The sequence below is a fragment of the Cyanobium sp. Maggiore-St4-Cus genome (assembly GCF_024345615.1).
Lineage (GTDB): Bacteria > Cyanobacteriota > Cyanobacteriia > PCC-6307 > Cyanobiaceae > Cyanobium_A > Cyanobium_A usitatum.
This window is the reverse complement of the sequence record NZ_JAGQBL010000003.1, coordinates 39,325-61,365: the sequence shown is the minus strand read 5'-3', so window position 1 is coordinate 61,365 and position 22,041 is coordinate 39,325. Positions and strand designations below refer to the sequence as shown.

Genomic DNA, 22,041 nt, shown 5'->3' with positions numbered 1-22,041 from the left:
GGCTCAGTCAAGGCAAGATCAGTCAAGGCAATCAGTGCGGGCAGTGGCCAGGCGGGAGGCCCAGGCTGCGGCATAGGCGCGGTTTGCTGCCTGGGCTGCTGGTTCGCTGCTATTGAGCGGCTGGGGGAAGGTGCCACGTATCGCCGCATTGGTGACACAAAACATCGACTTCTGGAAGCTCATGCAGATTTTCACCCGCACATCTCCCTCCCCCCGAGTGCGCTCGCGATACCACTGGTGCAACCGCTCCGGCAGATGCCGGAACATGTCTTGCATCAGCAGGCTGGGTGGAATGCCGGCACCCATGCTCGGTAGGGGGTCGGCAAATAGGGCGCCGTAGGCAAACTGCGCCTGGTCCGGTGAGATCTGCTGGGCCTGGGCGTTGAAACTAACCGTGCCCAGGAACGGCATGCCCCGCAGAAAGACAGCCTCCACATAGGGCACGGCCACATCCACAAGAAAGGTAAGACCAGCCTCCGGTGGCAACACCCAAAAGTGTTCGCCGTCAACCTCCACTCCGTAGGTGATCGGGTTGGCAGCGGCGACGACAAGTCCGTCCTTGATGAACTCGACCACAGCGTCGATGCTGGCCACCCTGCCATCTGCCTCAGCCTCGGCCAGATCGATGAAAAGATCGCTCATTACCCGCCAAAACTGACCGAGAGCGTGGGTGGTGGCCGCGGTACGAATCAGCTCGGGCAGGAAGCCCCTGAACAGGGGGTTGAGTAGGGCCAGCAAGGGATCAAGCCGGGTCTTGCGGCGAATGATCGCTGCGCAGTTGGCCGCAAACGCATCGGAATCCAGATAGGCATCAAGGCCGCCGGTGCCATGCCAGAGCATGGACTTCATGCAATATTCGGCGTATTCGAAGTTGATCCGGTCGTGAATTAGGTGGCTCCAGATCTTGGCTGGGTTTTTGTCACCGTCAAGGTATTTGAACAGTGGGAAAGGCAGCAGGAACTGCTGCTCGGCTTGGAAGATCAGGTTGATGCTGTAGGCATCCAGCACCTCTCCGTAGCTCTTGAGCACATCCACCACTTCGATCAGGTGGTCTGCGGATTCGCTGAGCAGGGTCTGGCCGCTGAGTAGCTGCTGTTCGAGTTCTGCGGCAGCAGGCCTACCCCCAGCGTGGACCAGTTCGGCAGAGATGATTGGCATTAGCCCACCCCCCATGGATGCAGGGCTGCCAGTTGCAGGGCGGCCACCAGAGCTGGCAGTTGGGCCATGGAGGTGGAAGCGACCTCGCTCAACTTACCGAGGCCCGAGGGCAGCAGACCGATGGCCACCACAGCAAAGGCCAGCCCCATGGCGGGAATGGTTTCGCGGGGCGCCACTGGGGCCAGGCGCACATCGAGGCGACCATCGGAAATCGCATCGCTGGCCGGTGTCACTGCCAGGCGGCCGAAGAAGGCGCGATTAACGAGCAATAGAAAATAAACCGCCGTAAGGCCCGAACCAACCATCGAAAGCAAGGTCGCCAGTGGGAAGGCGGTGATGCTGCCGCGAAACACCATGAACTCCGAAATGAAGCCGGCCATGCCAGGCATACCGGCACTGGCCATAACCCCCAAAATCATCAGCGTGCCTGTGAAGGGCAGACCCCTTTCCGGGTTGAGCAGACCATGCAGCACCGAGAGATCCCGGGTGCCCGTCTTGCGATACACAATGCCCACCAGCAGAAAAAGCAGAGCTGAAATCAGACCGTGGCTCACCATCTGGAAGACCGCCCCGAGCAGGGCGACCGGTGTGGCAGCTGCAGCGGCTAGCAGGATGTAGCCCATGTGACCCACGGAGCTGTAGGCCACCATCCGCTTCATGTCCTGCTGGGCGATAGCTGCCAGGGAGCCAAACAGCACAGAAACTGCTGCCCAGATGGCCAATCCCGGCGCAAGCAGGGCCCAAGCTTCCGGGAAAAGACCCATGCAGAAGCGCAGCAAGCCGTAGGTGCCCAGCTTCAGCAGCACCCCTGCCAGCAGCACTGACACAGGTGTAGAGGCCTGGGTGTGGGCATCGGGCAGCCAATTGTGAAATGGGAATAGGGGCACCTTGATGCCGAATCCCACTAGCAGGGCCCCCAGTAGCACCAGCTGACCTCCCATCGCCAGCCTTTCACTGGTGACCGGGGTGAGGCTGAAGTCCACACTGCCGGTTAACAGGGAGAGGCCCAAGAATGCGCCGAGGATTAAAATTCCCGAGACGGCTGTAAAAATAAGAAACTTTGTAGCCGCGTAGGCCCGGTTGGCGCCGCCCCAGATGCTGATCAGAAACCAGAGAGGGATCAGTTCCAGCTCATAGAACAGGAAAAACAGCAGCAGGTTTTCGGCTAAGAAAGCACCGTTGACTGCGCCACTGATAACCAGTAAAAGGGCGAAGTAGATGCGGGGCCGCTGGTTAATGTCGCGGGTGCAGATCGCCGAAACCAAGGTGAGAGCTGAATTGATCAGCACCAGCGGCATCGACAGACCATCGACCCCGAGCCGGTAATCGAGGCCGATGCTGCCGACCCAGACAAATGACTCCTGCAGCTGCATGCCACTGAGGCCGGTGTCGAAGCGGAGCAGCACCAGCAGGCTCCAGACCAACTGCAGGCCAAGCACCACCAGGGCCACGGTGCGCATGCGTCCGGGCGCAGGGTTGCCGGGCCAGAGGGCCAGGACTAGAGCTCCCACAAAGGGGATCAGCAGTAGCAAGGTCAGCATTGAGTGCTCCTCATCCGTGCAACCACTGCAGCGAGGTGAGCAGCAGCACGATGGCCAACAAAACCGTCAGGACGTAAGTCTGCAGCTGGCCGCTAACCGAGAGTTTCAGCCCTTCAGCGCTCGCCAGGGACAGCCTGCCAATGCCATTGACAAAGCCATTCACTAGGGCCCGGTCGATCCAGTTGCTAAATCTAGCCAGGCCGGCTACCGCTGCCACAATCGTCACCTTGTAGATGCGCTCGGTGTAGAAGTCGTATGCCAGTAGATCCTGGAGCAACCGCAGGGGCTGGAACATGGATCGGGACCAGAACTTGTGCAACGGCGCCAGGCAGCCGCCGATTACTCCAGCCACCCCGCTTGCTACCACTGCAGTGGCTAGGGGCAGGGGGAAGGAGGCAAGGCCAGGTACCGGATCTATCCGGGCCATCAAGGCTGGTAGCAGGGTTACCAGCACAGTCAGACTCACCATTGGTAAGGCCATCAGCCAGTTCACCTCAGGGGCCCGCTTAGTTTTCGGCAGTGGCGCTCCCATAAACACCTGCCGGAATACCCGGGTGAGGTTGAAGGCTGTCAGGGCATTGGTGATCAGCACAACTGCGGCGAAAAATGGTGCGGTGCGGCCTAGCGCCTCCACTAGCAGGCCGAAGCACCAGAAGCAGCCAAGGGGCAGCAAACCCACCAGGCCCGCTCCACCAACCAGGTAGGCGGTTGTGGTGGCAGGCATGCGTGAGCCCAGTCCACCCAGCTCGGTGAGGTCCTGGCAGCTGGTGGTGGCGATAACGCTGCCCACACTCATGAACAGCAGGGCCTTGGCCAGGCCATGGGCAAACAACAGCAACAGGGCAATAGCAGGCTGCTGCAGGGCGATTGCGATGAAAACCAGGCCCAGATAGGAGGTTGTGGAGTAGGAGAAGGCACGCTTGATATCGACCTGGGCGATCGCCACCAGGGCACCAGCCAGGGCACTGATTGTGCCCACCACCAGCAACACATCAACGGCAAGAGGTGAAAACTGCAGCAGCGGCATCACCTTGAGCAGCACAAGGGCTCCAGCTGTCACAACTACGGAGTTGCGCAGAATCGAGGCAGGGTTTGGACCCTCCATGGCCTCGTCAAGCCAGAGGTGCATGGGGAACTGGGCGCACTTACCCATGGGGCCGGCGATGAGGCCCAGCCCGAGCAGGGTGCCCGCAAGCGGGGTTAGGGAGCCATTGGCATGGGCTTCTGCTGCCCACACGTAAAGGTCGTCGAATTCCATCGAGCCAGCCCAGGCTGAGAGAGCGACTACTCCCATCAAAAGCAAGACATCGCCAACCCGCTTGGTCAAAAAGGCGTCTCTGGCCGCCGTAACGACCAGCGGCTGTGCATACCAGAACCCCACCAGCAGATAGGTGGAAAGGGTGAGCATTTCCAGCAGGAAATAGCTCATGAACAGATTGCTGCTCAGTACAACTCCGGCAAGGGCGCCTTCAAAGAAACCCACCAGGGCATAAAACCTCGCCAGGGCCCACTCCTTATCCAGGTAGCCCAGGGCAAAAACCTGACCCACCAAGCTCAGTCCGGTCACCAACTCCAGGGCGGCCAGATTGGTCAGGGATAGGTCGAAGCCAATGCGCAGGTCGAGATCGGCAGCCTGAAACCAGGGCAGCTCGATGTGCTGGGGACCCAGCAGCCAAACCTGCTGCAGGATCAAGGTGCCATGCACCACCGCCAACAGCGTGACGATCAGGTTGAGATAGGCCGCCGGGCGAGGACCGTGACGCTTGATCCATCCAGCAGCCCACGGCAGGGACAAAACCATCCCGCTGAACCCATAGAGGGGGATCAACCAGGCCAGCTGGATCGAAAGTGGCAGGGGTGGGGCGAACAAGGGGGGATGGGCGTCGGTCGGCTCAGAAGGTGGCCCGTTCCATCGATGGGTTGGGGCTGTAGCCAAGGCTGCGCAGCCAGGCCCCCAGATCTTCGCCGTGGTGCTGTTCGTCTTTCAAGAGACTCCTGAACAGGACTTCGTTTGCGCCATCACCCACCAAAACGCAAAAGCGAACAGCCTCGGCGTAGTGATGGATCAGGTCGTTTTCGAGGGCGAGATTGAGCCGGAGCAGTCCGACCAGGTCGGCGGCATGGGCAACGGGCCTCAACTGGGATGCGGCAGGAGCCACCCCCAGAGCAAGCATGCGCTGCACCAGGCGTTCGGCGTGCTGCATTTCTTCCACGGTTTCGCGTCGAAACCGGGCAGCCGAATCACCATCACCCCAGAGCTCCACTAGGGAGGCCTGGGTCATGTACTGCTGAACTGCGGAAAATTCCAAGCTCAGGGCGCGGCCGAGGTAACCCAGGACGCGCGGATGAACGGCGCCCATGGCCATCAGAGGCGACGGGTGGCAGCAGTTGCGATCAGGGCAGGCTCCACTTCGCTGTGGGGACGGGCGATGATGTGGGCAGCAACCAGGCCGTCACCGACGCGCTCACAAGCATCAGCGCCGGCACGCACTGCTGCATTCACCGCACCTGTTTCGCCGCGCACCATCACGGTGACGTAGCCGCCGCCAACGAACTCACGGGCGATCAGGGTTACTTCAGCGGCCTTGGTCATGGCGTCTGCGGCTTCAATCGCCGGCACCAGGCCACGGGTTTCGATCATGCCGAGGGCGATGCCCTGAATGGAAGGAGCCATGGCGTTGCTGCGCGAAGGAGTGGTTGGGGGGGTGGTGCCGGCGCCCTTGCCGGCACCAGTACGGGCGCCGGTTGAGCTGGCGCTAGAGCGGCGGGTCGTGCTGGAAGCACGGCGCGCTGTCGAGGCAGCTGGCTTGGCTACGGCTTTCGCCGCAGGGGACTGGGCTGCCGCCGCCGGCAGGGCTTTGGGGGCCGCTGCAGGTGGGGTCGAGCTGGCCGCCGCCGCTGCAGCCACCGATGTGGAGCTGGCTGCCGCTGCCGCGGGGGCGGGTTTGGCAGCAGCAGCTCCGCTGGTGGTGGATTTAGGGGTGGGGGTGGCCATGGCTCAGGAGTATGGGGGCTGGAGTGATGACAGGTCGATCGGGCAGCTAGCTACCCGGGCCACCTAGCCATCGGGCTCCCAGAAATCAATGATTCCGCCGATCGTCAGATCGGTCTGCACCTCGGGGTTGCCACAGGCGAAGCGGGCGGCAGAGCCACTGGCGGTGAATACCCAGTTACCTGGGGATGCACCGACAGGGTCTACCGCAACGCTCAGCTTGCCCTTAGCGGTGCGAAGCACGCGCAGATTGGAGTGATCTAATCCAGCAACCCGCTGGCTGCAAACCAAAGAGCCGGTAACCTGCATGATTTCCATTAGCTAGCCCCTCCTGGCGGAGCTTGCGCCTTGCCAGCATCAGGATCCCAGTGGTCAATGATTCCCACGATCGTTAGATCGCTCGGGTACGACTTGCTACCAGCAGCCTCACGCGCAGCTGAGCTGCCGACGCAGATCACCCAGTCGCCTGGCACGCAACCCACCGCATCAACTGCCACTTTCTGAGTGCTGCCATCGAGCACCACCTGCAGGTGCTTGTGCTCAAAATCTGGAATGCGATTGGTAGACACCAGTGGTTTAACCACCTTGCAGATCAACATGTCAGTGCCCTCCTCCGCTCGCGAATGTGATGGTGGAACCTACAGCTTCAGCTGGGGTGTGACGGTCTTGATCCCGCACGGTAAGCAGAGCATGCAATAGGCCCTGCTCAAACAACTCGGGATAGCGGTTTTCCATGGCGGCTTGCACCCTCTGGCAATTGCGGATCGCTCGCTGCCTCGCCCCGGGCACTTGGCCGTTGTAATCAAAGCGCACGACCACTGGCACAGGCAGGCCCCGAGAAACGTTCAAGCCCTTGAAAATCTTGATGCCTACATCTAAATCCGGCGCTCCCTCCTCCACCGTGTCCATATAGGCGAAATAGGTGAGATTGCGCAGGTGGATCTCCTTGAAGCCTATGCCCACACCGATAAAGCGCTCCGCATGGCCAGCATCGCCGTAGCTGCCTCGGTGGTACTGGCGCACGTAATCGATTTGGGAGATGTTGTTCTCGATCAAGCGAGCAATCAGCTTCACCATGCCCGGATCGGGACTGCTGGCCGCTGCCTGCTCCACCAGCGATTGAATGCGGGCACGGCCCTCAACCGCATTGAGATGGCGGGTGGACTCATAGGCCGCTTGGGCATCCAGCCAGCTTTCCAGATTGGTGCTGCCATCAATGCCCGGCACATGCACGCGAATCGTGTCTGTGTCGGTGTCGATGCCGAGTAGCAACAGATCTACTGAGGCACCACAGCAGAAGCTGTTTTCGACGGCCTGCTGGAAATCCTTGAGGCGGGCTAGGCCACAGGAGGCAGCCAAGGCGTCATCGCTGCCGTGCGCAGCACAGCCCTCATGCAGGGGATCTTTTGAGCTGAAGTGGTAGAGCACCACCTTGAGGTAACGGGTGTCTTCGTGCGCCGAATTGGGCTGACCTTCGCGGTAGCGGCGATGTTCCGTTTTAACCCAACGGTTGACCGTGTTTTCAACGTCAAACAGGGCACCGGCATGGGAACGCCGCCGCACCGAACTGAATGGAATTCGCAGGGCGTAGGCCATGGCATGGGCCAGGCGCCCGTCAGCGCATGGGGTTGCGTCGAGTAGGTGGAATCCACAGGCCAGTAGAAACTCATTGAAGGCCTCGGCTGCGGGACTGCCAGGCTTGCCTCCTAGGGGATCGTGCTGAAAGAAAGCGTCGCTGGTTTGTTCGTAGGTTTCAAATACACACCAGGCGAACAAGGTGCGCATGTCGAGCTGGCTCACCCAGGCCTTTTCGAGAATGGGCAGCGGCAACTCGAAGCCCAGTTCGGCCCTAGCCAGCCGCTGGGCCTGCTCGATGAAATCAGCCTCGTGCTGCAGGGCTGAGAGGCGCTTGAGCAAGGGCACAATGCGATCAAATGCCCCTTTCACCTGGTCTTCGTAGGCCCTCAGGACCCCATTGAGCTGGCCATCGCTAAGCGGATGCAAGCCAGTCGCCACTAGCTCGCTCGCGACAGCGGCACCTGGCCGACGGCGGGGAGCCGTCGGAGCCAGCGGGCGATAGGCAGTGGCAAGAGGGCGTCGGGGCATCAGGAAATCAACCGCGGGCGCCGCCGGAAACCGTGATCAGGGAGCCGGCAGTGGTACTGCCGCTGGAACCGGTGACACGGCAGATCGGCTCGGGACGCTCCTCGTTGCGCTTCGGCTGGAGGGCGGCCGGCATCGAGGTCTTCGAGCCTGGCCGGGTGGGGTTGCGGCGCCGAGCTGAAACACCCTCGGTGCCGGTGACCCGATCACCTCGATCCCAGTCATCACCAGTGATCTTCAAGCCAGCAGAAATGCCTTCGCCGGTAACCCTGGAGGTTGGACGGGCATCCTCGTCAACACTCACAGGAACCTCAATGGGGCCCCGGGCGATTTGGCTGCTGCCGCGACGGTCGAAACGGAATTGCTCGGTGCCGGTGACCATGTCACCGGCCAGGTCAAAAGGGCCGGTAATCCTGCTGCCCTGCTCGTAGCTGGTGCCGGTTACCGCCCCAGCTGGTTCTCGCCCCACCTGGGCTGAGCGAGCCGGGGATTGGATGCTGAATTGCTGCCAGGGCTGACTACCCGCCAGGGGTTGGGGGAAGTCGGAGTCCTGGGCTGCGGCTGCACCGCAGACCTTGGCGAGTTGATCGCCACCGATATAGGGAGTGCCGGTGACGGATTCGCAGGCCCCGCGGCCGGCACCGGTGAGGACACCGCCAATGCCTGGTTGTATGCCACTCATGCGGTTAGAGCCCCGCACCGGAGTGCGCTGACGAATTTCGGCGACAGACTTGCTGTTACAGAAATCCCCTGCCTGCTCAAGGCCGGCGTAGGGCGTGCCGGTTACGACCTTGCAGGTGCCGGGCTCATCGCCGGTGACATTGGAGGAGCGGCCAGTGTGGGTTCCGCTGACAACCTGGGCCCGATTGGTGACGCTGAAGCCCACCTTGGCGGCCTCCGGCTCGGGCTTACTGCCGCAGAAATCGGCGTATTGCTGGCTGCCGACGTATTCATCACCAGTTACCAGGCGGCAGCTGCCGGGCTCATCACCGGTGACATGCTCGCTGCGGCCCACATGGGTGCCAGTGATGCCCGTGCCCCGAAGGGTATGCAAGCTTGCAACCTTGGTAGGTGCGCGTCCGGTCACCTGGCCTTGATCGGATATGTACTGGGAGCCGGTGAGCTGCTTGCCCGAGCCGGGTTCGTCACCCGTGACAAGGTTTGAGCGACCAACCATCACACCGGAAACAGCCTGGCCGCCTTGGGTCTGGCTCCGCCCAACCTTGCGCGGACTAGGGCTGGGGGTGGAGGTGCCGCAGAAGGCTGCTGACTGATTGGCGGAAACGTATTCGGTTCCAGTGATGTTTTTGCAGGTACCGGGCTCATCGCCGGTCACCTTTTCAGAGCGACCGACCTCATTACCAGTGACCCGGTTGCCGTGGGTGGTGGCGCTGACGCGAACCTTGGCTGGCTGGCTTGCCACCGGAGCGCTCTGGCAGAAGGTCTGGAACACTTCGGCGCCGAGATACTCGGTGCCCGTAATGGCACGGCAGGTAGCTGCTTCGTTACCAGTGGTTTTCTCTGAGCGATTGGCCTGGGTTCCGGTCACCACCTGGCCAGAGCTGGTTTCGCTCACGCCCACTTTCCAGTGGGCTTCTGCGGCTGCTGCCTGTTTGGCGCCGTGGCGGTTTGGGCCAGAGGGGCGGGTGCCGCCAGCTCTGCTGGAACCAGCGCTGCCAACCTTGGCCCGCAGTTCACGCACCTTCTGGGAAAGTTCGCGGGCGCTCATATCAGGATTGCCCTGGCGGGATACCGACGCGGCTGTAGTGCTCTTGGGCGCGTTAGCTGACTTACCACGCTTCGAGAGAGCTTCTCTGCGGGCGAGCACAAGGGCCCGGCTGGGATCCAGTTGGGAGAGCCGCTTGGCTGTGGCACGGCGATCGGCACCACTACTAGTTGTTTGGCTAGTGCGATTACTGAGGCTTGTTAGGGCCGGTGCAGCAGCGGTTTCGCCCTGGCATTTGCACTTGGCTTCCGCTGCAGGTGCCTGGGCTTTTGGTGCAATTTTGGCCAGGTCCGTGCGGGTGCGGTCGCTGGAGGTGTCGGCACGTTTGCCGCGTTTGGAAAGGGCTTCCCGTCGGGCAAGCACCAAATCTCTGCTGGGATTTGCGATTGGACGGGCTTGGCTCGTCCGGCTGGAGCCGGTGGGTGCCGCAAGGCTGCGCTGGGAGGCAGCACCCCGGGCGTTCACGGCCGGGGCAGCCTTGGCCACCGATGCTGGGGCCTCCATCGCTGGGGCTGTGCGGGTGGGGCGAGCGTCTTCAACCGAGCGCACACGGCTCGGACCGGAAGTGAACCGGTTGGCGGCTTTTTTGCCACCGTTGGTGAGGGCCTTGCGGCGCTCTAGAGCTGCTTCCCGGCTGGATGAGCTGGCCATGTCCGCCCGTCGAATGGAATATCTGAAAAGGTGCTGACCAGTTCGCAGCGCGAACTAGCCCGCAGAGGAAAAGAGTTGGGGCTCAGGCCAATGGCTCGAGCCCCGGAAGGGCTGGGATCAGCGTCCTTCGAAAACCACGAAGCAGGAACCCTGGCTTTGGGTATAAGCGTCGTAGCCCACCAAGCGAACGTGGTGGTCGGGATAGGCGCGGTGACAAGCCTCAAGCTCATTCACGATCACACCCAGATCCTTCTCGCCGAAGAAGGGCAGCTTCCAATAGGACCAATAGGTCGCCATGGAGTTGCTGGGATGGACATGCTCAACGAGCGGGCTCCAACCCTGGGCGATGATGTAAGCGATTTGGTCGTAGATCTCGTCCTGAGTCATCGGCGGTAGAAAGCCGAATGTCTCCAGGGTGGCGACTGTTTGATAGTCACCCACGGTGCTCTTGAAAGGCATGGGGATCCTTGTGTGGATGGAATGTTTGAACCTTATATGAAAGGCTCTTAATCTCGTTCGTAGAGATTAGTTTAATCTCTAGATCTGAATCTTCCGTTCTGGGAGGTGAGTAGGCAAGTTGCCTGACCCACTCACCATCTCAGACTGACGATTTCAGGTGTCGAGCTTGTCGACGGTGTCGAACTCGAACTTGATTTCCTTCCAGGTCTCCAGGGCGATGGCTAGCTCAGGGCTGTGCTTCGCTGCTTCCAGAAGGATGTCGCGGCCTTCGCGCTCGATTTCACGACCGGCGTTACGGGCTTTGACGCAGGCCTCGAGAGCCACGCGGTTAGCAGCAGCACCAGCAGCTGAGCCCCAGGGGTGACCGTGGGTACCACCACCGAACTGCAGCACCGAGTCGTCGCCAAAAATGGCAACCAGTGCGGGCATGTGCCAGCAGTGGATACCGCCGGAGGCCACGGCGAACACGCCGCCCATGGAGCCCCAATCTTGGTCGAAGAAGTTGCCGCGGCTGCGATCTTCGGGGACGAAGGATTCGCGCAGTTGGTCGATATAGCCGAGGGTCGACTGGCGGTCACCCTCCAGCTTGCCGACCACCGTGCCGGTGTGCAGCTGGTCACCACCGGAGAGACGCAGGCACTTTGCCAGCACTCGGAAGTGAATACCGTGCTTGGGATGGCGGTCAATCACAGCGTGCATGGCACGGTGAATGTGCAGCAACATGCCGTTCTTGCGGCACCACTTGGCAAGACCGGTATTAGCGGTGAAGCCACCAGTGATGTAGTCGTGCATGATGATGGGCTGGCCCAGTTCTTTAGCGAACTCGGCGCGCTCATACATCTCTTCAGGAGTTGCAGCGGTGCAGTTGAGGTAGTGCCCCTTCTTCTCGCCTGTTTCCTGCTGAGCCAAGTTGGTAGCTTCAGCAACGAACTCGAAACGGTTCTGCCAGCGCTGGAAAGGCTGGGAGTTGATGTTTTCGTCGTCCTTGGTGAAGTCCAGACCGCCGCGTAGGCACTCATAGACAACCCGGCCGTAGTTCTTACCGCTCAGGCCGAGCTTCGGCTTGATGGTGCAGCCCAGGAGAGGACGGCCGTACTTGTTCATACGGTCGCGCTCAACCACGATGCCGTTCGGGGGACCCATGCAGGTCTTGATGAACGCCATCGGGAAGCGGATGTCTTCCAGACGCAGGTGGCGCAGGGCCTTGAAGCCGAACACGTTGCCGACCAAGGAGGTCAGCACATTGGTGATGGAGCCTTCTTCGAACAGGTCGAGGGGATAGGCGATGAAGGCATAGAAGGCTTCCTTGTCGCCAGGAACGTCTTCGATGCGGTAGCAGCGGCCTTTGTAAAAGTCGAGGTCGGTGAGGAGCTCGGACCACACGGCGGACCAGGTGCCGGTTGAGGATTCAGCGGCCACAGCAGCGGCAACCTCTTCCCTGGGAACACCTTCTTGGCCGGTGCACTTGAAGCACGCCAGCAGGTCGGTGTCTAGGGGGATGTAATCAGGAGTCCAATAGGTGTCGCGGTACTCCTTGACCCCGGATTCGTACTTCTTGCTCATGGAGTTTCTCCGATTTGGGCGGGTAAGGGATTGAGATAGATCAACGCGTCAGGCGCTGAGCGACTCAGTCCTTTTGACCGGCGTAGTTGCCGTTGCCCAGGGCAGGCTCCACTTCGCGGTGGGGGCGCGCAATGATGTGCGCTGCCACAAGACCGTCGCCCACGCGCTCGCAGGCGTCGGCCCCGGCGCGCACAGCTGCGTTGACGGCGCCGGTTTCACCGCGCACCATCACGGTGACGTAACCGCCGCCGACGAATTCACGACCGATCAGGCGCACTTCGGCGGCCTTGGTCATGGCGTCAGCCGCCTCGATCGCGGGCACCAGCCCCCGAGTTTCGATCATGCCGAGGGCGATGCCCATGGATTCAGTTGCCATTACCTGCTCCTGGTGGAGGTGGGGTTGAATGTTCGCTCGCAACCATGGTCGGCAGCCAAACCCCCCGTCAAGCCATTCAGCCGGAACCGACCATCACTGTTGCGTCGCCTTTAGATAAGGCAGGCTGATCAGTGCATCACAAAACGTTAGGCAATGCTTGCCATTGCAGTGCTGGCAAGGGGTTCCAGCCCCACCAAACCCGTTTTGATCAAAATTTGCTTGCCCAGCATCTAGAGGGCCTCGGCGTCTGTGACGTACGCCACTCCGCCGTAGTAGGTCAAAAGGGGGCGCAGGGCAGCCCGCAGTGCATCCAGCAAATCCGCTTCGCAGAACACGATCACATGGGCATTGGCGCCTAGACCGCTGAATTCCATGCCCTCGGACACGGAGCCATGCGGACCCTTGCCGGTGACGTGCCTGACTACGGAGTAACCGGGCACACCCGCTATTTCCATTGCCTGGATCACCGCGTCCAACTCCCGCTCGCTGAGGATCAGTTCGAGGCGTTTCATTGATTTATCCGGCAGTGGGAAGCAAGGCCTTAATCATGGCCATGTAGAGGGGAATGCCAACAATGATGTTGAAGGGAAATGTGACTCCCAGCGCTGTAGATATATACAAACTGGGATTGGCCTGCGGCACTGTCATTCGCATCGCTGCTGGTACCGCGATGTAGGAGGCGCTAGCGCACAGCACCACAAACAGCAGAGCATTACCAGGTCCAAGGCCCAGACCTCGGGCGATCAGGGTGCCTACTAGGGCATTAAAAAGTGGCATCAACACCGAAAAGCCGATCAGAAAGGCTCCCGCTTGTCGTAAATCTCGGATCCGTTGGGCCGCAACGATCCCCATGTCCAACAGGAAGAAGCTGAGGGCTCCATAGAAAAGTTTGTCGGTGAATGGCAGCATTTTGTCGATGCTGGCTGGGCTGAAAGCTGCAACCAATAAGCCAATCGCCAGACTCCCTACCAGCAGAAATACCGAGCTATTTAAAAATGACTCCCGCAGCACGGAGCTCCAGCCCATCTTCGGCCCCGCTGCTTGCTGGGTGGGGGCTGCCAATTTGACCAGCAGCAGTCCCACAATGATGGCCGGCGATTCCATCAGGGCCAGGGCAGCCACCATGAAGCCATCGAAGGGCAGGTTCTGGGTTTCCAGAAAGCTCTCGGCGGTGATGAAGGTCACCGCGCTGATCGATCCGTAGGTGGCGGCAATGGCGGCAGCATTAAACCCATCCAGCCTGGTTTTAAGCACCAGATAGCTGTAGAGAGGCACCAGTAGCGACATCGCCATGGCGGCGGCGATCGTGGGCAGCACTTGGCCACCGAGACCGCTGTGCTCCAGCTCCAAGCCACCTTTGAATCCGATGGCGAGCAACAAATAGAGGGAGAACAGCTTTGGGATTGGGGCTGGAATTTCCAGATCCGATCCCACCAGTACGGCGGTCACGCCAAGGAAAAAAAACAGCACCGGTGGGCTGACCAGGTTCTGCAGAATCAGGCTTGGGTCCATCGGTCACCCCTGGAACCCAATCACGCGGGGGCCAAGGCGTTTACCAACCGTAGGTCTGCTGCAGGAAATAGACACCTCCTTGGGGGACAATGACTTGCCCCGATTCCTGCTGAATGCCGATCCTGGTCGTGGCCAGTGGCAACCCCCACAAGGTGGCCGAAATCGGCGCGATGCTTGAGCTGGTTGAGCTGGATGTCCTGCCCCAGCCGCCCGGTCTCGATATTGAAGAAACGGGAGCGACCTACCTCGCTAATGCCCGTCTCAAAGCCGAGGCTGTTGCCCGCATCACCGGCCACTGGGCCCTCGCCGACGACTCAGGCATCGAGGTGGATGCCCTGGATGGAGCTCCGGGTGTTTTTTCGGCCCGATACGCCCCCACCGACCACGAGCGGATTCACCGTCTGTTGAAAGAACTAGGCGAGAGCCTTTATCGCGGAGCCAGCTTCCGCAGCGCCATGGCCCTGGCCGATCCATCCGGCACCACCAGGGCCGAGGCCGAGGGGATCTGCCGCGGCCAGATATTGCGCGCTCCCCAGGGTCATGGCCCTGGTTACGACAGCCTTTTTTATGTGCGCGAGGCAGGATGCTCCTACGCCCTGATGGGCACCCACCTCAAGGCCAAGCTCGGCAGCCGCGGCAAGGCAGCTCGGGCGCTTGCCCCGAAGTTGCTCCGCCTGCTGGAGCTGAGCAACTAATGCTCAATTGCCAATAACTCAATTGCCAGTAGCTCAATTGTCAGAGCAAGCCCCTGGGTCAGCTGGCCTTGTTGTTGATATGACTGATAGCCCGCATCGCGGCGGCGGCTGCCTCCTCCACATCACCCTCCCGCCCCGCCAGGGTTAGACGGCCAAAGGCGCCCACGGCTTTCACGTCCACCACAGTGATGTTGGAAGCCTTTTCTGCCTCATTGGCTGCGATCAGCACGTAACCGGCGGGCTCGGTTTCCAGGATGAACATGCTCATCCCCGCTTGAATCATCGATCCGCGCCGGTTCTGGCGATTGATCAGCACGGCGTGGTCTGGGGTGATCGCCCGGATGATCTCGGTCCAGCTGACCTCGCAACGGCTGCGGAGCTCCACCCGGCTGCCGATGGCCTCAAGCACAACGTCGCCGGAGTGGAGGACGTTGCTCTGATCACGGTGGTAGAGCGCCAAGGAGCCGAAGGCCCGCTCCACGATCATCTGGCCAAGCCGCACCGTGCTGGCCTTGAGGGCAATGTCGGTGACCCGGTGCACAGCCATGCCCGGAGATACCTCCAGCCACAAGCAGGCGTCACCGGGAATGGGCAGGAAGCCCTGGCTAACCGTGCCCATGTAGGCAGCTAGCTGGGGCTGCAGCGAATCAAGAAATACGTATGTGCGCAGCTCAATCGACTGCACATGGCTGGATTGGCGTGCCAGCCGGGAGCCCTCACTGTCGGTGGTAATCACACAACTGGCCCCTGAGCTGTCGCTGCCCACCCGGGTGCCAGTGATCTGGGTGCCGCCACTTGAGCTTGAGCCAAGCGCCATCTCCCGACGCCGGCGCAGCGCCAGTTCGTCTCGGGAGGGAAGGCGGGATGGCAAGGGAAAATCCTTCGAACAGCTAGCCCTCACATCGGCTTTGCTGCGGCTGGATCTTAACCCTGAAGCCCCCTGCCCCTTGCCCATCGCGGCTGAGCCGGTACCGTCCGGCCAACGTTCAGGGGACGTCCATGGCCACCCGCCGCACCGCTTCTAGCTCCACTCGCAGCCAGGCTGCCCAGGCCGAACCCATGCCCGCTGGAGACACTGTCAACAGTGCTTCGATGCCTGAATGGATGGCCCAGGCAGCAGCCCAGGGAGTCAAGCCGGAGCAAGCACTGGCTTTCATCGGTATGGGATTGATGCAGAAGATGGCCGGTTCGGCCCACGACCTGCCATGGCTTTGGTCGGAGGCCGAAGACGGTGGCCAGGCCGATCTGGCTGCTTTGCGGCAACGCCTCGAGCTCACCCAGCTGGCCGTCCAGACCGGGGCACCCCTCAGCACTTCCGAGGTGAGTCAGCTGCTTGGTGCCCGCCCCACCAGTGAAACGGTTGAGCGAGGCGGCCTCAAGGCCCGCCGCCTTAGCCGCAACGTCTGGAAATTGAGCCTCGCTGAAGAAGCATCCAGCCGCAGCGACGATGCCTTCCGCCGCCGCTTTTAGGCCGGCGTCAGCCCCACCAACTTCATTGATTCCTCCCACAAGGTCTGCGCCGTTTCAGGGTTGCTGGCCTTGTCGGAGAGCTCCTGACTGAATTGCCGTCCCCCTTTGGTTTGGCGGTTGCCCCAGCTCCAGTGCACACCCGAGGCGGAAAAATCTGGATCGGCCACCACCTGGCCAACCCGATCTCCTGCCAATGCCTGGCTTACATATCCGCCGGTGATATTTTTCTGGAACCAAGGAAAAATAGTCTGAAACGCCTGCGGCGTGCTGCGGAAAAGGGGCGAGTCGGCAACGCAGCCTGGGTATAGCGAGCTGAAAACGATGCCGGTGCTTTCGTGCAGACGACGATGCAGCTCCTGGGTCGTGATCATGTTGCAGAGCTTGCTGTCTTTGTAGGCCTTGCCAGGTTTGAAGGCCTTGCCGTTGGCCATGGCGATAGGGGCCTTAAATCCGGCCTTGAAGCCGGCACAGTCGCCCAGGTCCGCTGGAGCTGGAATCGGAATCTTGCCGCCCAGTTCCTTGGAGTTGGCCGTCACGGTGCCAAGAATCACCACCCGCCGCGAGGGGTGGCTTGAGCGCTGCAAGTCACCCAGCAGTAGCTGAATCAGTAAAAAGTGCCCCAGGTGATTGGTGGCCATCGATATTTCGTAGCCCTGCGGGGAGCGCTCGGGCTGCTTTAGCCGCGGTTTGTAGACAGCCGCATTGATCACCAGGGCATCCAAGGGGCGTCCCAGTGACGCCACCAAAGTTTCGACTCCCACCCGAACGCTGTCGAGATCGCCGAGGTCAAAACGCAGATGACTGAGCTGTTCTGCAGGAATCCCCAGGCTGGCTGCGGCAGCAGCGGCTTTAACGGGATCACGGTTGGCCGTCACCACATGCCAGCCGCGTTTGGCGAGGGCACTTGCGGCATTGAGGCCCACCCCTGAGGTGGTGCCGGTGATCAAAACCGTTCCGGCGGCTGCTATTGCGGCCATCAAGTGAATTGAGACAGGTGCCCCAACCTACGGGGTGGGCTGCTGCCAAACCACCCGAAGGCGATTGGGGGCAATCCACTGATTTTGCTCGCGGATCAGCCGCTGCTCCCCTTCCACCATGAACAGATGGTCAAAGCGTTCGCGTGCTTTGGAGAGTTTGGCCCGTTCAAGGCCGAGCACCGCTGAGAGCTCACCCTGGCGCTCCATCCGCTCCTGATAAGCGGTGGCAAGTCGTACCAGGCTGACGCCAGCGACCACAACAAGGCCAACCTTGAGAGCCAGTCCGATCACGCTGCAGAGCAATTCTTGCCGCTCACTTGAGAGGGCTTGCAGTGCGGCTGCTTCACCGCCAGTAATTATCTGGGGATCAGGCTGAGACGCAGGATCGGGTAGCGACCCTGGCTTGCGGAGGGAAGCAGGCCTGGAATCCGCACCAGAAAGCGGCTTTCTTTCTCGCCGCAAGGGCAGATTTTGGCTGGCCTGATAACTGGATGGGTGGAGAGGCGGCATGGGGGCAACGAGGGATCAAACCCCGCTGGGGCCTAGATGCTTTTAGCTAGCCAGGTGCAACTTGCCAAGGGGTAAGGCTTGCCAAGGAGCAATGGCCAGCTTCTCAGGCTTTGTAAAGGCTGAAGCAGAGGCGAACGGCCAGCACGCCCGCATGGGCGGCCACCACCAGGGCAATCAGCACTTCGGCCTGGCTGAGAGTGGAAACCATGGGAGGGCAGCAAGCAACTGGATTCGCCCCATTCTTTGCCCTTAGGTGGCTACGGTCCAGCTTGTCCCGCCCTGCTGTCACAGCTCTTGATGGCCCCTGTGGAGATTTCCGAGAGCCAGATCCGCCAGTTGGATCTTGCAGCTCTCCAGCCCTGGTTCAGCCTTAGCCCTGATGCCCTTGTCCAGCAGGCTGGTTCCCTGGAGCTTCACTTCAATTGGCCCCGTGCCGACGACGACCCCCGGGAGCTGTCGGAAATTGCCGAGTTGCGGCTTTGGTCCCTGCGGGCCGATGCGGAAGCTCCCTGGCTGCCCCTGCTGCTGGAGCGTGGCGGCGGCCAACTCACCCGCCACGTGGCGATGGTGCTGCCCCACCAATTCAGCCGCACGGAGGGCATCCGTTTTGCCCCCGAGTCCCTGGAGCTTTGGATCACCCACAGGCTTTTCAGCCTTGACGCCTGGGCGCGCCTGCACGGTTTGAGTTGCCGTCAGGGCTTAGCCCAGATGGCTGCGGTGCTTGGCTACGAGCTAGACGGAGGCTTCTGGGCGCCACTTTCAGCCGGGGCGGCTCAGTAGTAGTGCCAGGGCCCTGCGACCGCTGTCGAGCGCAAGTATGAAAGTTAAAGCCCGCAGTAGCCACGTCAGCTGACCGTCGCTGACCCGATCCAGCCTGGCGGCCGACCAGTGGGCGGCTACAGCTGCTGTGCCTCCTAGGAGCATCCCGATCGGCAGCAGTGCTCGGCCATCCAGCAGGAAGGTGGTTGAGGCGACTGAGGCGGAGGTGAGCACCGCCAGGGTGCTGAAGCGGATTGCCAGGTGAATTGGCACCTGCATCAGCTGCACCATCAGGGGAACCATCACCAGGCCACCGCCGAGACCGAGCAAGCCGGTGGCCATGCCTGCGACCATGCCGGTGGCTGTCAAACCCGCCAGCTTCAAGCTGGCGGTATCGATGGCAGCCTGCGCCGACGGGGGGCGAAAGCTCAAGGCCAGTCCTCCATACATCAACGCCTGCATTGCGAGCAACATCCAGCCATGGAGCACCAGCCCAACCTGGCTGAACAGGCCTGCACCGAGGCCTGCACCCAGCACAATCGCCAAGCCCCCGCGCCAGGGAAGGCTGCGGTTGCGCAGGTGGGCCCAGGTGCCACCCAGGGTGGTGGGCACGATCGCCAGGGTGCTGGTGGCCAGGGCCTGGTGCGGATCAAGTCCGGTTAGCAGCAATAGGGGTGAAAACACCAGCCCACCGCCGATGCCCAGCACTCCCGACAGCAGACCCGCCAGCAGGCCAAGGGGCAGATAGGGCAACAGGCTCCACAACATCAGAGCAACCTGGCGGAATGGATCACTCTCCAGCATCTACCCTCCCAGCCATGCGGCTGCTGCCCAGCAGCTGCCATCCGGGAGCCAGGCAGATGGCGATAGACAGCCTGCTGCTGGACCAACGGGCACCGGCCTTTCGGCTCTACTCCTGGCAGCACCCGACCCTGTCGCTGGGGTTTCACCAGCGCTGCATAGAACCCCATTGGCAGGCGCTGGCAGCGGCGGGGGTGATCGATTTGGTGCGGCGACCAAGTGGCGGCCGTGCCGTGCTCCACGCCGGAGAGCTCACCTACGCCCTGGTGTGGCCTGATCCCCCCCTATCGCGTCAGGAGACGTACGGCAGCGCTTGCGCCTGGCTTGTGAATTGCTTTGCCGGATTGGGACTGCCATTGCAGGCAGGCCGCCAGGCCGCCAGCCCACAACCCAGCAGCTGCTTTGCCACCAGTACGGCTGCGGATCTAGGGCACGCCAGCGGAGTCAAGCGGGTTGGCAGCGCCCAGCTCTGGCGCCGCGGCTGCCTGCTGCAGCACGGCTCGATTCTTTTGGAGCCACCCGCCGACTTATGGAAGCTTGTGTTTGGCGGGCCGCCACCCCAATTGCCAGTTCTGCCCGTTGACCGCACTGAGCTGGAGCTGCGTTTGATCCAAGCGGCCCAGGCTGAGCTGCCTGCGGCGGCGGCCGGTAACAGGACCATCCCCCTCAGCAGCGAGGAATGGGAACAGATTGCAGCGACCGAGGCCAGTTACGGGCTGGCTTTGGCTGGCCCCTCCTCGCTTGCTTCACCAGAGGCCACCATGGAGCGCACCACCTGGGCTAAGGCCAGGCCAAGTGGATAGGTGCCTTGGCGACGGGCGGCCTCAAGCATGGGAGTGGGCAGGCGCAGGCCCAACTTGGCAAGCACCGCCTCGCCGAGCTCGGGGCGTTCGATGGTGCCGCAGGGGAGGCCGGCTGGGCTTAGCACCAGCAGCCGGTTGCGGCCGCTTTCCTCGAGTTGCTGCACCGCTTGCCACAGCGGTGCCGACTCCCGGATGGAGGGCAGGCTCGAGAGGGGCTGGATGTGGTCGCCGATGCTGTCCGTATCCCAACGCTGCACTGGCAGTTGTTGCAGGGGCTTGTCGTCGATGAAGCCCTGCCAGCGGCCGCGATCGCAGACCAGCAGCCAGTCACCTTGGTCGACCTCGCTGGCTTGGGAGACACGCATCTGGCTCAGTTCCCGTAACCGACCTGCCGCCTCAAGCACCCGAAATCGCCGCCCAGCCGCATCCCGTACTTTTAGTTCTTTGAGGGTTTGCTGTAAGGCGAGCATTTGGCGCTGATTGCGCGAGGCCCCAAGTCCAAACCAGCCCAGCAGCATCAACCAGGCGCCGCTGAGGCCCCCTCCGCGCAGCAACACCACTGTGCCCATGCCAATGGCCAGCAGGGAAAGGAAGCGCCCACAGCTGTTGGCAACCTCCACGCCGCGCCGCTGGCTACCGCTCGCCTGCCACACCAGGGCCTTCACAATCAAGCCCCCATCCAGCGGTAGGCCGGGCAACAGGTTGAACAGGGCCAGCACCATGTTGAGGGTGCCCAGTTCTGAAACCATGGCGCCCAGCAGGGGGGAGAGATGGGCGGCTGGATGGGTCGCGGCCAGCAGGCCCACGCCCAGTACCAGGCTTACGGCAGGGCCAGCAGCTGCCACCAGCAGGGCGCCGCGGGCGGTGCTGCACTCGCGCTCCACGCTGGCTACGCCGCCCAGCAAGAACAAGGTGATGCTGCGCACCTCAACCCCCTGGGCCAGGGCCACCAGGGAGTGGCCCAATTCGTGTAGGAGCACCGAAACGAACAGCAACATTGCCGTAACCAGCCCCAGGCCCCAGAGCACCGGGGCACTCATCGGATCTTTGAGGGTGAGGCTGTATTGCTGTTGGAAGGCCGCGGTGGCAAGCACCAAGATCACAAACCAACTGGGGTGGATCCGTAGGGGGATGCCCCGAATTTTGAAAATTTGCCAGCCTTCTCCCACTGCCCTCTGTCTTGGTGTCTGATCCTAGAAAGGGGTGAGAGCCTTTGCCCTCGCCATGGCATCCCCCCTGCTGAAGATCTGTGGGTTGCGGGAAACGGACCAGGCCGCAGCGGTGGCCCAACTGGGGGTGGATGCGATCGGCGTGATCGGGGTGCCGGGCTCGCCTCGCTTCCTTGAGGCTGAACACCGGCCGGCGCTTTTTGGGGCGATGCGGGCCGCGGCGCCTGGCTGCCGCGGTGTGCTGGTGGTGGCCGATCCGCTCGATCAGCAGTGGGCCCAACTAGAGCTGGGACAGGGTCATGATGTGGTGCAGTTGCACGGCTCAGAAACACCCCAGCTCTGCGGCCAGCTGCGCTCCCGCTTGGGCTGTGAGATCTGGAAAGCCCTGAGGATTCGCAGGCCGGAAGATCTGCAGCGGGCCGCTGACTACGCCCTGGTGGTGGATGCCTTGCTTCTCGATGCCTGGGTGCCCGACCAGTTGGGCGGTACCGGCCACCGCATTCCGATTGAGTGGCTGCAGGGTTTTACGCCAGTTCTTCCCTGGTGGCTGGCGGGGGGCATTCGGGCCGACCGGGTGCCGGGAGTGCTTACCCAGCTGCGCCCCACAGGCCTCGATGCCTCCAGCGGCGTGGAGCTAAGCCCAGGCAATAAGGATCTCGATCAGGTTGCCGCACTAGTGGCTGCGGTACGGGTTGCTGGCCTCCCTGGGCCTTCCCAGTCAAGATCGGTGGGTCTTGCCCCTTCTTGATGGGTTTGTTTCGTACATCTGCGCTTCT

The 22,041-nt window shown here is 61.8% G+C and carries 25 protein-coding genes; 5 read left to right on the top strand and 20 right to left on the bottom strand.

The features are described 5' to 3' along the window. Positions 1-18: 18 nt before the first annotated feature. From KBY99_RS03400 to KBY99_RS03330, 14 genes are all read right to left on the bottom strand, one after another. Positions 19-1,158, bottom strand: a complete 1,140-nt coding sequence (locus KBY99_RS03400) for a CO2 hydration protein (RefSeq protein WP_254997367.1) — start codon at positions 1,156-1,158, stop codon at positions 19-21. Next, the gene (locus KBY99_RS03395; RefSeq protein ID WP_254997366.1) at positions 1,158-2,699 is read right to left on the bottom strand and encodes an NADH-quinone oxidoreductase subunit M; all 1,542 of its coding nucleotides are present in this window, start codon (positions 2,697-2,699) and stop codon (positions 1,158-1,160) included. The genes KBY99_RS03400 and KBY99_RS03395 overlap by 1 nt, the downstream gene beginning before the upstream one ends. 10 nt (positions 2,700-2,709) lie before the next feature. Continuing rightward, on the bottom strand, positions 2,710-4,569 hold the full coding sequence (locus KBY99_RS03390; protein WP_254997365.1) for an NAD(P)H-quinone oxidoreductase subunit F: 1,860 nt from the start codon (positions 4,567-4,569) through the stop codon (positions 2,710-2,712). 22 nt (positions 4,570-4,591) lie between these two features. Further along, positions 4,592-5,059, bottom strand: a complete 468-nt coding sequence (locus KBY99_RS03385; RefSeq protein ID WP_254997364.1) for a bacterioferritin — start codon at positions 5,057-5,059, stop codon at positions 4,592-4,594. 5 nt (positions 5,060-5,064) lie between these two features. Further along, the gene (locus KBY99_RS14855; RefSeq protein ID WP_315857949.1) at positions 5,065-5,694 is read right to left on the bottom strand and encodes a BMC domain-containing protein; all 630 of its coding nucleotides are present in this window, start codon (positions 5,692-5,694) and stop codon (positions 5,065-5,067) included. A gap of 63 nt (positions 5,695-5,757) precedes the next feature. Beyond that, positions 5,758-6,009, bottom strand: coding sequence for a carboxysome peptide B (locus KBY99_RS03370; protein ID WP_254937079.1), 252 nt, complete (start codon positions 6,007-6,009; stop codon positions 5,758-5,760). Further along, the gene (locus tag KBY99_RS03365) at positions 6,009-6,290 is read right to left on the bottom strand and encodes a carboxysome peptide A (RefSeq protein WP_254941122.1); all 282 of its coding nucleotides are present in this window, start codon (positions 6,288-6,290) and stop codon (positions 6,009-6,011) included. The genes KBY99_RS03370 and KBY99_RS03365 overlap by 1 nt, the downstream gene beginning before the upstream one ends. Position 6,291: 1 nt before the next feature. Beyond that, positions 6,292-7,797: a carboxysome shell carbonic anhydrase gene (locus tag KBY99_RS03360; RefSeq protein WP_254997362.1), complete on the bottom strand. Its 1,506-nt coding sequence runs from the start codon at positions 7,795-7,797 to the stop codon at positions 6,292-6,294. A gap of 7 nt (positions 7,798-7,804) precedes the next feature. Further along, the gene (locus KBY99_RS03355; protein WP_254997360.1) at positions 7,805-10,171 is read right to left on the bottom strand and encodes a CsoS2 family carboxysome shell protein; all 2,367 of its coding nucleotides are present in this window, start codon (positions 10,169-10,171) and stop codon (positions 7,805-7,807) included. Positions 10,172-10,288: 117 nt separating this feature from the next. Then, entirely contained in the window at positions 10,289-10,630 is a 342-nt protein-coding gene (locus tag KBY99_RS03350; protein ID WP_254941125.1) for a ribulose bisphosphate carboxylase small subunit, read from the bottom strand. A 153-nt stretch (positions 10,631-10,783) separates the two neighbouring features. Next, positions 10,784-12,193 carry a form I ribulose bisphosphate carboxylase large subunit gene (locus KBY99_RS03345; RefSeq protein WP_254997356.1) on the bottom strand — a complete coding sequence of 470 codons (1,410 nt, stop codon included), beginning with the start codon at positions 12,191-12,193 and terminating at the stop codon, positions 10,784-10,786. 64 nt (positions 12,194-12,257) lie between these two features. Beyond that, positions 12,258-12,569: a BMC domain-containing protein gene (locus tag KBY99_RS03340; protein ID WP_106502566.1), complete on the bottom strand. Its 312-nt coding sequence runs from the start codon at positions 12,567-12,569 to the stop codon at positions 12,258-12,260. A 230-nt stretch (positions 12,570-12,799) separates the two neighbouring features. Then, positions 12,800-13,081, bottom strand: a complete 282-nt coding sequence (locus tag KBY99_RS03335) for a P-II family nitrogen regulator (protein ID WP_106502474.1) — start codon at positions 13,079-13,081, stop codon at positions 12,800-12,802. 4 nt (positions 13,082-13,085) lie between these two features. Beyond that, positions 13,086-14,081, bottom strand: a complete 996-nt coding sequence (locus KBY99_RS03330) for a sodium-dependent bicarbonate transport family permease (RefSeq protein ID WP_254997354.1) — start codon at positions 14,079-14,081, stop codon at positions 13,086-13,088. A gap of 113 nt (positions 14,082-14,194) precedes the next feature. Between KBY99_RS03330 and KBY99_RS03325 the strand changes: the two genes are divergently transcribed. Continuing rightward, complete coding sequence (locus KBY99_RS03325) at positions 14,195-14,776, top strand: non-canonical purine NTP pyrophosphatase (RefSeq protein ID WP_254997352.1); 582 nt, start codon at positions 14,195-14,197, stop codon at positions 14,774-14,776. A 58-nt stretch (positions 14,777-14,834) separates the two neighbouring features. Here the strand turns inward: KBY99_RS03325 and KBY99_RS03320 are convergent, their stop codons facing one another. Next, positions 14,835-15,593, bottom strand: a complete 759-nt coding sequence (locus KBY99_RS03320) for a BMC domain-containing protein (RefSeq protein ID WP_106502471.1) — start codon at positions 15,591-15,593, stop codon at positions 14,835-14,837. Between the two features lie 182 nt (positions 15,594-15,775). On the opposite strand from KBY99_RS03320, the gene KBY99_RS03315 reads away from it, so the two are divergent. Continuing rightward, positions 15,776-16,246, top strand: coding sequence for a hypothetical protein (locus tag KBY99_RS03315; protein ID WP_396111710.1), 471 nt, complete (start codon positions 15,776-15,778; stop codon positions 16,244-16,246). On the opposite strand, the gene KBY99_RS03310 is transcribed toward KBY99_RS03315, so the two are convergent. From KBY99_RS03310 to psaM, 3 genes are all read right to left on the bottom strand, one after another. After that, positions 16,243-17,223, bottom strand: coding sequence for a protochlorophyllide reductase (locus tag KBY99_RS03310; protein ID WP_254997350.1), 981 nt, complete (start codon positions 17,221-17,223; stop codon positions 16,243-16,245). The genes KBY99_RS03315 and KBY99_RS03310 overlap by 4 nt on opposite strands. A gap of 27 nt (positions 17,224-17,250) precedes the next feature. After that, positions 17,251-17,514 (bottom strand): hypothetical protein, encoded by a 264-nt coding sequence (locus KBY99_RS03305; protein ID WP_254997348.1) that lies wholly within the window; start codon positions 17,512-17,514, stop codon positions 17,251-17,253. 322 nt (positions 17,515-17,836) lie between these two features. Further along, on the bottom strand, positions 17,837-17,941 hold the full coding sequence (psaM, locus tag KBY99_RS03300) for a photosystem I reaction center subunit XII (protein WP_106502470.1): 105 nt from the start codon (positions 17,939-17,941) through the stop codon (positions 17,837-17,839). 89 nt (positions 17,942-18,030) lie between these two features. Between psaM and KBY99_RS03295 the strand changes: the two genes are divergently transcribed. Further along, positions 18,031-18,513 carry a CRR6 family NdhI maturation factor gene (locus KBY99_RS03295; RefSeq protein ID WP_254997346.1) on the top strand — a complete coding sequence of 161 codons (483 nt, stop codon included), beginning with the start codon at positions 18,031-18,033 and terminating at the stop codon, positions 18,511-18,513. Here the strand turns inward: KBY99_RS03295 and KBY99_RS03290 are convergent. After that, complete coding sequence (locus KBY99_RS03290) at positions 18,493-19,296, bottom strand: sulfite exporter TauE/SafE family protein (protein ID WP_254997343.1); 804 nt, start codon at positions 19,294-19,296, stop codon at positions 18,493-18,495. The two genes, KBY99_RS03295 and KBY99_RS03290, sit on opposite strands and share 21 nt — an antisense overlap. 14 nt (positions 19,297-19,310) lie before the next feature. Between KBY99_RS03290 and KBY99_RS03285 the strand changes: the two genes are divergently transcribed. Then, positions 19,311-20,096, top strand: a complete 786-nt coding sequence (locus KBY99_RS03285; protein WP_254997341.1) for a lipoyl protein ligase domain-containing protein — start codon at positions 19,311-19,313, stop codon at positions 20,094-20,096. Here KBY99_RS03285 and KBY99_RS03280 read toward each other — a convergent pair. Continuing rightward, positions 20,003-21,265 (bottom strand): site-2 protease family protein, encoded by a 1,263-nt coding sequence (locus KBY99_RS03280; RefSeq protein WP_254997339.1) that lies wholly within the window; start codon positions 21,263-21,265, stop codon positions 20,003-20,005. The two genes, KBY99_RS03285 and KBY99_RS03280, sit on opposite strands and share 94 nt — an antisense overlap. A gap of 55 nt (positions 21,266-21,320) precedes the next feature. On the opposite strand from KBY99_RS03280, the gene KBY99_RS03275 reads away from it, so the two are divergent. Next, positions 21,321-22,013, top strand: a complete 693-nt coding sequence (locus tag KBY99_RS03275) for a phosphoribosylanthranilate isomerase (protein ID WP_254997338.1) — start codon at positions 21,321-21,323, stop codon at positions 22,011-22,013. The last annotated feature ends 28 nt before the right edge of the window (positions 22,014-22,041 follow it).

What these genes read in the sequence shown, in the direction of transcription:
- KBY99_RS03340 (WP_106502566.1), bottom strand. Translation starts at nt 12,569, where the DNA reads ATGGCAACTGAATCCATGGGCATCGCCCTCGGCATGATCGAAACTCGG.
- KBY99_RS03335 (WP_106502474.1), bottom strand. Translation starts at nt 13,081, where the DNA reads ATGAAACGCCTCGAACTGATCCTCAGCGAGCGGGAGTTGGACGCGGTG.
- KBY99_RS03315 (WP_396111710.1), top strand. Translation starts at nt 15,776, where the DNA reads ATGGCCACCCGCCGCACCGCTTCTAGCTCCACTCGCAGCCAGGCTGCC.
- KBY99_RS03290 (WP_254997343.1), bottom strand. Translation starts at nt 19,296, where the DNA reads ATGCTGGAGAGTGATCCATTCCGCCAGGTTGCTCTGATGTTGTGGAGC.
- KBY99_RS03320 (WP_106502471.1), bottom strand. Translation starts at nt 15,593, where the DNA reads ATGGCGCTTGGCTCAAGCTCAAGTGGCGGCACCCAGATCACTGGCACC.
- KBY99_RS14855 (WP_315857949.1), bottom strand. Translation starts at nt 5,694, where the DNA reads ATGGCCACCCCCACCCCTAAATCCACCACCAGCGGAGCTGCTGCTGCC.
- psaM (WP_106502470.1), bottom strand. Translation starts at nt 17,941, where the DNA reads ATGGTTTCCACTCTCAGCCAGGCCGAAGTGCTGATTGCCCTGGTGGTG.
- KBY99_RS03295 (WP_254997346.1), top strand. Translation starts at nt 18,031, where the DNA reads ATGGCCCCTGTGGAGATTTCCGAGAGCCAGATCCGCCAGTTGGATCTT.
- KBY99_RS03400 (WP_254997367.1), bottom strand. Translation starts at nt 1,158, where the DNA reads ATGCCAATCATCTCTGCCGAACTGGTCCACGCTGGGGGTAGGCCTGCT.
- KBY99_RS03360 (WP_254997362.1), bottom strand. Translation starts at nt 7,797, where the DNA reads ATGCCCCGACGCCCTCTTGCCACTGCCTATCGCCCGCTGGCTCCGACG.
- KBY99_RS03330 (WP_254997354.1), bottom strand. Translation starts at nt 14,081, where the DNA reads ATGGACCCAAGCCTGATTCTGCAGAACCTGGTCAGCCCACCGGTGCTG.
- KBY99_RS03325 (WP_254997352.1), top strand. Translation starts at nt 14,195, where the DNA reads ATGCCGATCCTGGTCGTGGCCAGTGGCAACCCCCACAAGGTGGCCGAA.
- KBY99_RS03345 (WP_254997356.1), bottom strand. Translation starts at nt 12,193, where the DNA reads ATGAGCAAGAAGTACGAATCCGGGGTCAAGGAGTACCGCGACACCTAT.
- KBY99_RS03355 (WP_254997360.1), bottom strand. Translation starts at nt 10,171, where the DNA reads ATGGCCAGCTCATCCAGCCGGGAAGCAGCTCTAGAGCGCCGCAAGGCC.
- KBY99_RS03395 (WP_254997366.1), bottom strand. Translation starts at nt 2,699, where the DNA reads ATGCTGACCTTGCTACTGCTGATCCCCTTTGTGGGAGCTCTAGTCCTG.
- KBY99_RS03285 (WP_254997341.1), top strand. Translation starts at nt 19,311, where the DNA reads ATGCGGCTGCTGCCCAGCAGCTGCCATCCGGGAGCCAGGCAGATGGCG.
- KBY99_RS03365 (WP_254941122.1), bottom strand. Translation starts at nt 6,290, where the DNA reads ATGTTGATCTGCAAGGTGGTTAAACCACTGGTGTCTACCAATCGCATT.
- KBY99_RS03310 (WP_254997350.1), bottom strand. Translation starts at nt 17,223, where the DNA reads ATGGCCGCAATAGCAGCCGCCGGAACGGTTTTGATCACCGGCACCACC.
- KBY99_RS03350 (WP_254941125.1), bottom strand. Translation starts at nt 10,630, where the DNA reads ATGCCTTTCAAGAGCACCGTGGGTGACTATCAAACAGTCGCCACCCTG.
- KBY99_RS03385 (WP_254997364.1), bottom strand. Translation starts at nt 5,059, where the DNA reads ATGGGCGCCGTTCATCCGCGCGTCCTGGGTTACCTCGGCCGCGCCCTG.
- KBY99_RS03370 (WP_254937079.1), bottom strand. Translation starts at nt 6,009, where the DNA reads ATGGAAATCATGCAGGTTACCGGCTCTTTGGTTTGCAGCCAGCGGGTT.
- KBY99_RS03275 (WP_254997338.1), top strand. Translation starts at nt 21,321, where the DNA reads ATGGCATCCCCCCTGCTGAAGATCTGTGGGTTGCGGGAAACGGACCAG.